At 62.4% G+C, this 9,560-nt stretch carries 8 protein-coding genes; all 8 read left to right on the plus strand.

Going from position 1 to position 9,560, the window contains the following annotated elements:
- Positions 1-27: 27 nt before the first annotated feature.
- On the plus strand, positions 28-636 hold the full coding sequence (locus D7Y61_RS02830; RefSeq protein ID WP_049419283.1) for a hypothetical protein: 609 nt from the start codon (positions 28-30) through the stop codon (positions 634-636).
- Between the two features lie 66 nt (positions 637-702).
- A complete protein-coding gene (locus tag D7Y61_RS02835; RefSeq protein ID WP_049419281.1) occupies positions 703-1,851 on the plus strand; it encodes a hypothetical protein in 1,149 nt (382 codons plus the stop codon).
- Between the two features lie 64 nt (positions 1,852-1,915).
- Positions 1,916-2,410 (plus strand): hypothetical protein, encoded by a 495-nt coding sequence (locus tag D7Y61_RS02840; RefSeq protein ID WP_064968313.1) that lies wholly within the window; start codon positions 1,916-1,918, stop codon positions 2,408-2,410.
- A 2-nt stretch (positions 2,411-2,412) separates the two neighbouring features.
- Entirely contained in the window at positions 2,413-5,427 is a 3,015-nt protein-coding gene (locus D7Y61_RS02845; RefSeq protein ID WP_180864882.1) for a TraM recognition domain-containing protein, read from the plus strand.
- Positions 5,428-5,512: 85 nt separating this feature from the next.
- A complete protein-coding gene (locus D7Y61_RS02850) occupies positions 5,513-6,043 on the plus strand; it encodes a hypothetical protein (protein ID WP_180864883.1) in 531 nt (176 codons plus the stop codon).
- 270 nt (positions 6,044-6,313) lie between these two features.
- Positions 6,314-6,436 (plus strand): hypothetical protein, encoded by a 123-nt coding sequence (locus tag D7Y61_RS22545; RefSeq protein WP_255313069.1) that lies wholly within the window; start codon positions 6,314-6,316, stop codon positions 6,434-6,436.
- Between the two features lie 144 nt (positions 6,437-6,580).
- Positions 6,581-7,657, plus strand: a complete 1,077-nt coding sequence (locus D7Y61_RS02855) for an ankyrin repeat domain-containing protein (protein ID WP_180864884.1) — start codon at positions 6,581-6,583, stop codon at positions 7,655-7,657.
- Complete coding sequence (locus D7Y61_RS02860; RefSeq protein WP_049451907.1) at positions 7,635-9,545, plus strand: type IV secretion system DNA-binding domain-containing protein; 1,911 nt, start codon at positions 7,635-7,637, stop codon at positions 9,543-9,545. Before D7Y61_RS02855 ends, D7Y61_RS02860 begins: the two co-directional genes overlap by 23 nt.
- Positions 9,546-9,560 lie beyond the last annotated feature (15 nt).

Below are 9,560 nucleotides of genomic sequence, written 5' to 3' on the forward strand. Positions count from 1 at the left end.
CCCACTACCTCATAAGGAGGCATACCCATGAAGCGTTTCATCCTCACTCTCACCATCGCCGCGTTGCTGGCTCCGGGGCTTTCGTTTGCCCAGGACAGCACCCGGCCCGAACCCCAAAAGACCAACAAGCTGCGCCTGTTCAAGGCCGGCGGGATTGGCTGCGCTGCCGGTGCAGGCATCGCCCTGCTGACCGGCAAGAAAGACAAGGCCCTGACGGTGTGCGCTGCTGGGGCGATTGTCGGAGGCATTGCGTCCTATCAAGCCCAGCTCAAGGAGTTCCGCGAACTGGAAGCCGAAGCCAAGGCAGCTGGCCTGGATGCTCAGGTGCATACCAAGACCGTCGAAACCAAGGACGGCCAGGCCGAAGCCCTGGACAAGCTGGTCATCCGTTACCCGGCCGCTGACATGCAGCCGGTGAGTGCCAAGACCGGCGCCACGCTGGACAAGCTGGCCGCGTTGCTCAAGGCGAGCAAAGAAAAGCTGACGGTTGGCTTCAGTGGTGCCGATGCCGCCGTGTGCCAGGTGCCGGTCGTTGAGCTGGCAAAGCGCGGTGCGCTTCAGAACGCCACGGTCGATGACCAGTGCGGCCGGGGCGATTACGCCATCACGGTTTCGCCGATCCCCGACGTTCGCTAAGCCAACCGAGAGCTGGGGGGCGAAAGCCCCCTGGCTCAAATCTTTTTCAAGCGCCTGGGAGGAACCATGACACCCGAAGAACTCATCAAACAACGCAAGCAGCGCGAGCTGCTCGCCAAAGCAGCACAAGCCAAGACCACCGCCCCCACGGACGCGGAGAAGCTCGTCAGCGATGCGACAAAAGAAAACTTGAAAACCGCAGGCCGGCTGGCTGCAAGTTTTGGCAAAGCCTTGGCAGACAAAACCAAGCAAGCGGCCTCGGTCGCCGCTGAGAAGGGGCGAGAGGCGCAAGAAGCGTTGGCCCGGCGTGCGGAAGAGGCCAAGGCGCGCAAGGAAGCCGAAGCCGCAGAGAACGCGCGCCTGGAAGTCGAGCGCGCCCAGGCGTTGGCCGAGCAAGAAGCGACTGCCCAGCCCGAGCCGCGGGTGGTTGAGCCCGAGCCCGTTCAAACCGATTCCGCTCCCGAAGCGCCCGAGCCGGTTGTTGAGGAGGTGGTTCCCGAGCCGACAGCAGAACCAGAAGCAGGCCCCGCGCCTGTCATCAAAGAGCCGGTCAGCGCTCCTGCGCCTGCCGTCAGTGAAGCCGTGGACGCAACGCCTGCCGCTCCAGTGCCGGCCGAGCTGGTGGCCCCGTCTGTTCCGAACCCCGAACCGAGCAAGTCAGCTCAAGCCCCGGCACCGGCCCCCAAGGCGACGTCGACCCGGGCCCCGGTGAAACCGGAAGCCCTCAAGGCCAATCCGGCCGGTGAGGCGTCGGCGAAGGCCAGCAACAAGAAGGGCTGGCAACTTCTGGCTGGGTCGGGCGTGGCCGTCCTTGTGCTGGGTGGGGCGTTGGCGTGGTGGACCACTCACCGCTCCAGCGAAACCGTTCCGCTCCAAGACAAACCGGCTGCAGCAGTGACTGCCCCGGCCCCCGTCGCCGTGCCAGTTGCTCCGGTTGTATCCGCGCCGCCCCAGGTCGAGGAGCCCAAGCCCGTGACTGCCCCGGTGGAAGAGAAGGCCGCGGTCGCTGCCCCGGTTGTGGAAGCCCCGGTGCTGGCAGAGCCACCTAAGGCCCAGACCCCGGCAACTGCCCCGGCGTCAAAGCCGGTGCCGGTTTCGAAACCAGCTGCAAAGCCCAAGCCGGCCCCCAAGCCTGTTGCTAAACCCGAGCCGAAAAACGATTGGCAGGACCAAGCCAACAGCGATATCGACGCGTGGGCAGAAAAGATCAGGTGAGGTGCTTGCGCTTATCGAAAGCCTTGCTAGAAAGAATGTGTATCCATGAAAGATGGGAGGAAAAATGTTTGGGTGGTTGTTTACGCAGTATCGAAAGCCCGGAAAGCTCCACTTCGGATCGAAGTGGCTCAACCTGCATGGGCGATTTTTCATTGGTAACCCAGAAAGATTTGGGCTCTCCGATTGCCGAGAGAACGTCCTGACCTCGTATTACTACCTGCGGGCGGACCGGAAGATGCCGGTGGCAAACGATGAGGACTTTGATGCCTGGAGGATGGACGCCCTGCGCGCCAGCCAGGTTCGGCACGCCAGCGAAAAACATGTGTCCAAAGCCGGCTTTCTTGTCACCTCGGCCGCGTGCGTGGCCCTTTGCTTTGGGGCATTGGTCGTCAACAAAGTGAAAGGAACACGCCCTTCGCCGGCGGCGATCCAACTCGCGCCCTCGTTGTCGTTGAACGAGTGCAAAAAGAAATGGACGAGCGGCACCATCACGCCTCAGGAAATCGTGGCGTGTCAGGCGCTATCTCAAACCAACAACAACAACAACGGGAGGCACTGAGCATGTTGCTATCGCTGATGGATTGGACGGTCGGTATTGGCCGCAAGCTGTTCAAGAAGGACGATCAAGCGTCGAGCACGCTGGAGCAAATCATTCTGGACGGCAATGACCGCTACGAAAACTTGGTCGGGCGCTTTGACGTGAGCGACCGCGTGAAGAGCCGCGTGCTGGACGTTCCCCCAGAGGATGTAGATATGGCGGTCCAAGCGGGCGCGGTTTTCGACGAGAAAGAGATGGCACTGGTTGTGCCCGAAGAACTGGATCTGGACCAGTTCCATCCGTGGTGGCCGAAGGTTCCGGAGGATCTGCGCAACACCCAGGCCCGCATGATCATCACCAAGGAAGGACGTCGTGCCGAAGGCTTCGTGCTGGGGGACGACATGGCGCTGGGCGGCGACAGCACTGCAACCTCGCTGATGTATCTGGCCTTCCCGCTGATCGGTGCGGTTCAATACTTCTTGGGCTCGCTCATTGGCGCTTTTAGTTACGTGGCGCTGCTGGCCGCGATTCCTTACTTTGTTGCGTTGAAGCAAGCGGAAGGGATGAAGGAAGCCTTCAAGGGCCTGGCCCTGATGGTGCTGCCCGTGCTGATTGCAACCGCTTCGGCGGCGTTGTCGTCCGCGCTCCACGTGGACGCGGCCAGCATGGGGCAAGCAGCGGTTGACCCGATGAACACGGGAGCGGGGATGATGGCGGTCGCTGCGGGCTTTGCCAAAATGGCGGGCATCGTTCTTCTGATCTTGACCATTCCTGGCCTGCTGTTGTTTGCGGCCTTCCTGAGTGCGGCCTCGCATCCCCACCGGGGCGTGCTGGGGGGGACCGCCGAGCGCTTCATTCAGTTGATGAAGTGGATGGTGGTGATCTTGGCCCTGGTGGGGATTGGCTCCCTTCTCCCGGACGGGATGGGCGTGGCCGTGGCGTTTGTGATCGCGGCCATGTATGCCTTGCAGTTCACGGAAGGCAACTTCGTTCAAACGGCCGCTCGCCTCTACCTGCAAAACCTGGACAACAACCTGGCGACCCAGGGTGCCCTGTCCAAGTCCCACGTGAAGGCCCGCGAGCAGCAGGCTGCCGAAGCGTTGCGCGACAAGACCCCGCTTTTGAAGGTGGGTCGAGCGTCTGGTCACCTGAACGACCGCGGCCATGGCTTTGCGCCGGACAAGGGCACGGTGATGATGCTGTCCTGGCGCGACCTGACCCAAGGCCTGATCGTCTACGGGCGTATCGGTTCGGGCAAGTCCTTCAGCGTGCTGCGGCCGTTGGCCCGTCGCTATCGCGAGTCCGCATTAGCCGTAGGACTGCGGAATGAACTGAAGGGGAGCGCCGCGGGCGAGACCGTTCTTGATGCGAAGCGCAGCGGGGGTGGAGCACTCATCCTCGACGCGAAGGACGGCGCGATCATCTCCGATCTGGGCAAGGACGCGTTTGATATCGTCGTGCGCGCAGGCATGTCGGTGGCCCCCTACGAGGGCCTGGAGCCGGATCAAATCACCAAGGCCCTTCGCGGCGCGACCGGCGGCAAGGTTGATGAGAAGTCCAAGCTCTGGAGCGATGGCGGCGACGCTTTCCTCTTCCACACCGGCATCATCCTGAAGGCCGCATGCGAGCACGAGCAGGCCTACCGAGACTTCTGCATCGCCAAGCTGGAAGGGTTGGAGCACGCCCGGTTGATGATGCTGCTGGAGCGGGAGGAGTTGGAGAAGCGTGGCTTGGGGTTGGAAGACCTGGAAGCGGCGCTGGCTCGCGTGGAAGAGCAAATGGGCACTTACGCGATTGTGGCGGAGGCTTCCCGGAACTGGTTCTACACCCCATTCCACCATGCCAAGCTGTTGGCGATGGTTGAGCAGGTGGTGCCGACGCCGCGTGGCGGGGAGATTGCCAGCGCTCGCGTGCTGGAGTTGGTGAACTGGTTGGGGTTGGAGCGCCCGGATACGTCTAGCACTGACGAAGAGCGGGAGGCCTATGCCGCCTACTCCCGGGACTACCACAACCGCTTGGCCACCCGGTCCGAGACCGTCCATCCCGACTTGCTGCGTCCCATGTCCCAGCTGCAAAGCTCGCTGGAATGGGCATTGCTGGGCGTTCCTGCAATGCATAAAGAGCAGCGCCAGTCCTTCACGTTGAACTCGCGGGGGCTCATCGAAAAACTGCTTCGGGGTGAAAAGCTCCGGACGGCAGATGACATCCCGTGGCATTCCGTCGAACGTGGGGAAGTGGACGTCTCTCAGGCGCTTTACGGGAAGTTCGTGGGCTTGTTCCTGCCCCCCACCCAGTTCGGCGAAGCGGGCGACATGATGCAGCGGTTGCTCAAGCAGCGTGTCATGAACGGCATTCGGGCACGCGGGGCGCACGGCGACAAGTGGCGCGAAATGCTGCCGGGCCAAACCGACGTGCTGCTGATGATGGACGAGGCGCATTTGCTGCTGACTTCGGACGACGTGCTGCTCTTCAGCACCTCCCGAAGCCTGGGGTTGATGCCGGTGATCGCGGTGCAGGGCCACGACAGCCTTATCAACACCTACGGGTCGGAGAACGAAGCCGATTTGCTGGCCAACACCATGCAATCGGTCATCGCGCTCAACCACTCGTTTGTCACACGCAACTACTTGATGAAGCGGCTGGGCAAGGCTCAGTTGACCACCTTCAAGGAGCCGACGCGTGGCATCGATTTCTCGGGTGGCTTGACCAACTTCCGCCACAGCGTTCTCAACGACCCGAACCACCCCTACGCAGCGGCCTACGAGCAAATGCTGATGCAGGGCGCAGGCCGCTTGAGCGCGCTTCGCGTGGATCCGGCGACGGGGCGCAAATGGCGCGTCGGGGCTGAAGACACGGTGGGCCAAGAGGAGCTGGCACGGGACATCGACATGCCCACAGGGGGCAAGCGGGAGGTCCTGCCGCTCTTCCTGGAAGAGGAATACCCGGCCCTGACCGCTGCACGCGGCAATGCGATTGTCTCGCTCTGCCGGGCAGGCGTGAGCCGCACGGACTTGGCCGAGATGATGCCCAACGACTGAGCCCAAAAAGGGCAAGGCAACCCTTGCCCTTTCCCAAAATCGATCAATGCTGACCCAACCACCCATTTCCTTGAAGGAGGACTTTATGAGTAATACCCACCTCGATGCCTTGAACGACCTGCTGGGCGCTCGCGATAAACGGCGAGCCAAGCTGGCCGGAGAGCGTCCAAACGACCACCAACCGCAGAAGAAAGCAGCCTTCGACCAGTCGCTGGCGAAGGACCAGGCCGATATCCAGGAGAAGCAACAAGCCGTGTTGGACTGGGCCAAGCAAGCCAAGCCCGACGAGATCACCGACGCGCGTGAGCGGTTGCACGCACAGGTGCAGCAGCGCGCTGAAGACGCGCCCAAAGACAAGCACGCCCAAGTGGTGTTCAGCACCGTGGACGAATGGCGACAGAAGCGCCAGCAGAAGGACGGAGGGCAATCCTTGGGGGAAAACATCCCCATGCTGACTGCGGCCCAGCGGCAGCAAACCATGGGGCCTGGTAAGTTGGGCTACGCGCACTACGCCGCCAGCGCGAAGAAGGAAGCGGACTTCATGAAGCGCTATGAGGCGGGCTTCGACTGGGACAAGCACGAGGCCCAAGTCCAGAAGAACATCTACCGTCAATGACGGTCCATTCCCCGTGTCGCATCCAGGGCCCTTCGGGGCCCTTTTTGTTGGGCACGTTCCCTTGTTTGTGAGTGGATCGATCTACCCATAAAAGCAAACGGAAAAAGCGGCTCAAAGCAAGAAGCGGGGTGGGGGTTGATCATCTGGGGAAGAGAGAAAAAAAGGTTTGACTAAACATCAAAAGTGTCGATCAATCGAGATTTTTAGGGTTGCCAGTTTTATGGGATGTGGTTGACTGTAATCAGTCAAACACAACCGGGGGAGGCCCTTATGTATATTTTTGCCGATGCTTACGAGTTCGCCGTGGACAACGTGGGGAACCTGCTGATCACCTTGCTTTCGTTTTCGGTGGTGAGCTACGTGGCCGCCAACGTGGCAGGGTTGCTGGCTTGATGGCCTGGTTGAGGGGGGATTTGGAGCAGATGGATCTGCACACCGTTTCGCTTTTCCTACAAACCGGGGTTTTGGTTGGCGCGGCTTTCATCCTCAAGATCGCTTGCTGATTGCCAAAACCGAAAAAGACGGTATGCAAAGGGGATGGAACCCCAACACGACAATCCAGCAGGCAACCCAGGTGGGGGCGATTTCTTGAATCGTCCCCACGAGCCGTTGCTTCATCCCATTCTGCACCCCCTGACGCTGGCCCAGTTCTACGGGAAGCATCACGAGGCCGCCGCGGGCGCCGATGCGCGGGAAGTGTTGGACCTGGCCACGCGGTTTTGCCGAGAAGCCCAGGTTTCCGGGTTGGACACCCAGACCGACGCGGGCTTTGACTGGGTGCTGACCCCCAGCCGTTTCTCCAACCGCATTTCCCTGGAGCTGGGGCAGGGCGGCCACGCCGCGTTGCTTCAGGTCGATCCGGACCTGTCCGCTCTCCCGCTCGACGCAGCCATCCATGCCGGCGTGCTGGGCCACAAGCCCCTGGCCACCGCTTACGCCTTGCTCCCGGCCGAGCAGCGGGAGGGGCTGTTGAGAGAGCTGAGGGAATCCATCGACCAGGTCCAGTCGAACCGTTCCGCAGCGAAGCAGCTCCAGGCCCTCCGAGTCCTGCCTGAACTGCCGGTGCCGTCTCAGCCGCCTCTGGACATCGCCCAACTGCTCCGGCGGTTTGAGGTCCCCGATGCCCAAGCCCGGTTGGCGGCGGACCACGTCAAGGCGACCTATGGAGAAGCGCTGAACACCATGCATGGTAGCCAGGTGCTGGCAGCAGCCCATGCGCACGCCCCGCACTTGGGGCTATACGGAGCCCCTTGGCAGACGTGGCTTTGCGAGAACGCAACGACTGGGAACCTGGAGGGGGTTGAGGCCTGTTTGCGCATGCAGGCCGAGCCCAATGTGCCCGACGCCAACGGCGAGACGCCGCTACACCTCGCCGCGCGCCACGGCCACCCCGGCATCGTTCGTCGGTTGATTGAGGCCGGCGCGGACCCCGCCTTGGGGAATCCCCGCGGGGAGACCCCCCTGCATGTGGCGGCCCAACACAAACGCGCGCAGTGCTGCCTGGAGCTCATGGCCGCAGGCGCGGACCCTGGGCAGCTGGACAGCGCCGGCCGCAAACCGGGGGACGTGCATCGGGTGAGGGAGAGGGAGCATGGGCAAGCCTTCGGTCTATGACTGCTGGAGCTGGACGGTCCCGTCGAGCATCGAGCCGAGCCGCGAGGTGCGTTGTTGGCCCCAGGCGTTGCTCTCCGGTTCGGTCATCGCTGCCCTGACGTATCCGGCCGCGCTTTGGTTGGGCTGGCAGGTGCCCAGCAGTCACACCCTCATGAACTACAGCCAGGCACTGACTGGCAGCCTGGCAGCGATGGGGAACCTTGCCACCGGCACCATCTCCTTCCGAGAGCCTGCCGCGGCGTTCTGGGAGGTGGCCAAGGAGCAGGCTACGTTTGGCACATTGGCACGGGTCGGCGTTGCGGCGGGCTTGGCCGGGTGGGCGTCGGCTTGGGTAACGCGTCGGGGGCTCATCCCGCGCTCAAATACTTGGCATGTGTCCGGCGCTCAACTGCTACAGGGGAAAGAGGCCCTGACTGAAGCCCGGCGTCGTTCGCTCACGAAGAAAGAGCAGGAAGACGAGCTGCATGCCTTGTCGCTGCATCCCGACTGGATCGCAAGCAAGAAGCTGCTGGCCCGGCACATGTTCATCTACGGCAGCGTGGGCAGCGGTAAGAGCGTCATCCTCAAGCACCTGCTGGAGCAAACGGTCCGTCTCAAAAAGAAAAGTTTCATCTACGACATCAAAGGGGACTTTACGTCCATTTTTAAGCACCCGGTCATCGTCTGCCCCTTCGACAAACGCAGTTGGATCTGGGACGTGGGCCGTGACGTGGCGACGCAAACCCAAGCCGCCGCATTCTCCCAAAGCATCATCCCCCCGGAGGAGGGCAGCGGCGCATTCTGGGCGTCTGCGGCGCAAGCCTTGCTGGAAGGGTGCGTGCGCGAACTCCAGGCCACGAAGGGCAAGAGCTGGGGGTGGGCAGAGTTGGCCGCGTTGGTTGCCCGTCCCGCTGAACCGATGGCTAGAGCGCTTTCAATCCACTATCCCCGCGCCGCCGCGCTCATTGCCAACCCCGACAGCAACACCACCAGCAGCTGTATGGCCGTGCTTGCCAACGGCACCGCGGTCATTGAGCGCCTGGCCTTGGCGTGGCCGGAGCGTAAGTCAGACCGCATGTTCTCCATGTTGGATTGGATCAAGGACGATTACACGGGGCGAAAACAGGTCATTGTGCAATCGGGTCCGGATGAGGTGCTGGCGCGCAGTTACATCAGCGCGATGATCAACTGCGCGGTGCCCGAGATCATTTCGCCAAGCCTGCCGGATGACGAGGCCGGGCGACTCCTGGGGTTCTTCTTCGATGAGCTCACCTCCGCCGGCAAGCTCAACATCGAGCCGTTGCTGGCCCTGGGCCGGTCGAAAGGCGTAGTGGCTTGTATGGCCGTCCAAGACTGGTCACAGGTCGAGAAGGTCTACGGAGACAAGACCGCGCAGGCGTTTTCTGGGTTGGTTGGCACACACATCATTTGCCAGCTTCAGGTCGGCGAGACCCGAGAGAAGATCTCCCGGAACCTGGGCAAGCGGACGGTGGCTTGGCGCACGCACGACGACAAGGCGACTGTCCACGAGGAGTCGAAATCCGTTGTTCCGCCAGGGCGCCTCACCGACGATCTAGGCTTCCGCAAAGGGAAGGCCTACGGCCCCGAGCGCTGGGGCATCCGAGCCATCGTCCAGACCACCGGGGATCCGCTTCTGCTGGACTGGCCAGGCGTGAGCTATCCCAAGGTTCGAGATGGGCAGGAACGGGCGAGTTGGACAGAGGAGGGCGCTCGCCCGGTGGAGCAGAAACCCATGCCGCAGAGCGACGCGCAAAGCGCCGCAGAGGTCCAGCGCGTGCTCAAGATGACCGCAGACCAAGCCGCCGCAGAGCTGGAGAAGCGGGGTGCCACTCCGCCGAAACTTCGCGCCGTTTCTGACGACGAGCTGGAAGCCATCTTCCGCAAGTAGTGGGGTTGTGGAGTC

This window comes from Stenotrophomonas maltophilia, assembly GCF_013464485.1.
In the GTDB taxonomy this organism is placed as follows: domain Bacteria; phylum Pseudomonadota; class Gammaproteobacteria; order Xanthomonadales; family Xanthomonadaceae; genus Stenotrophomonas; species Stenotrophomonas maltophilia_AW.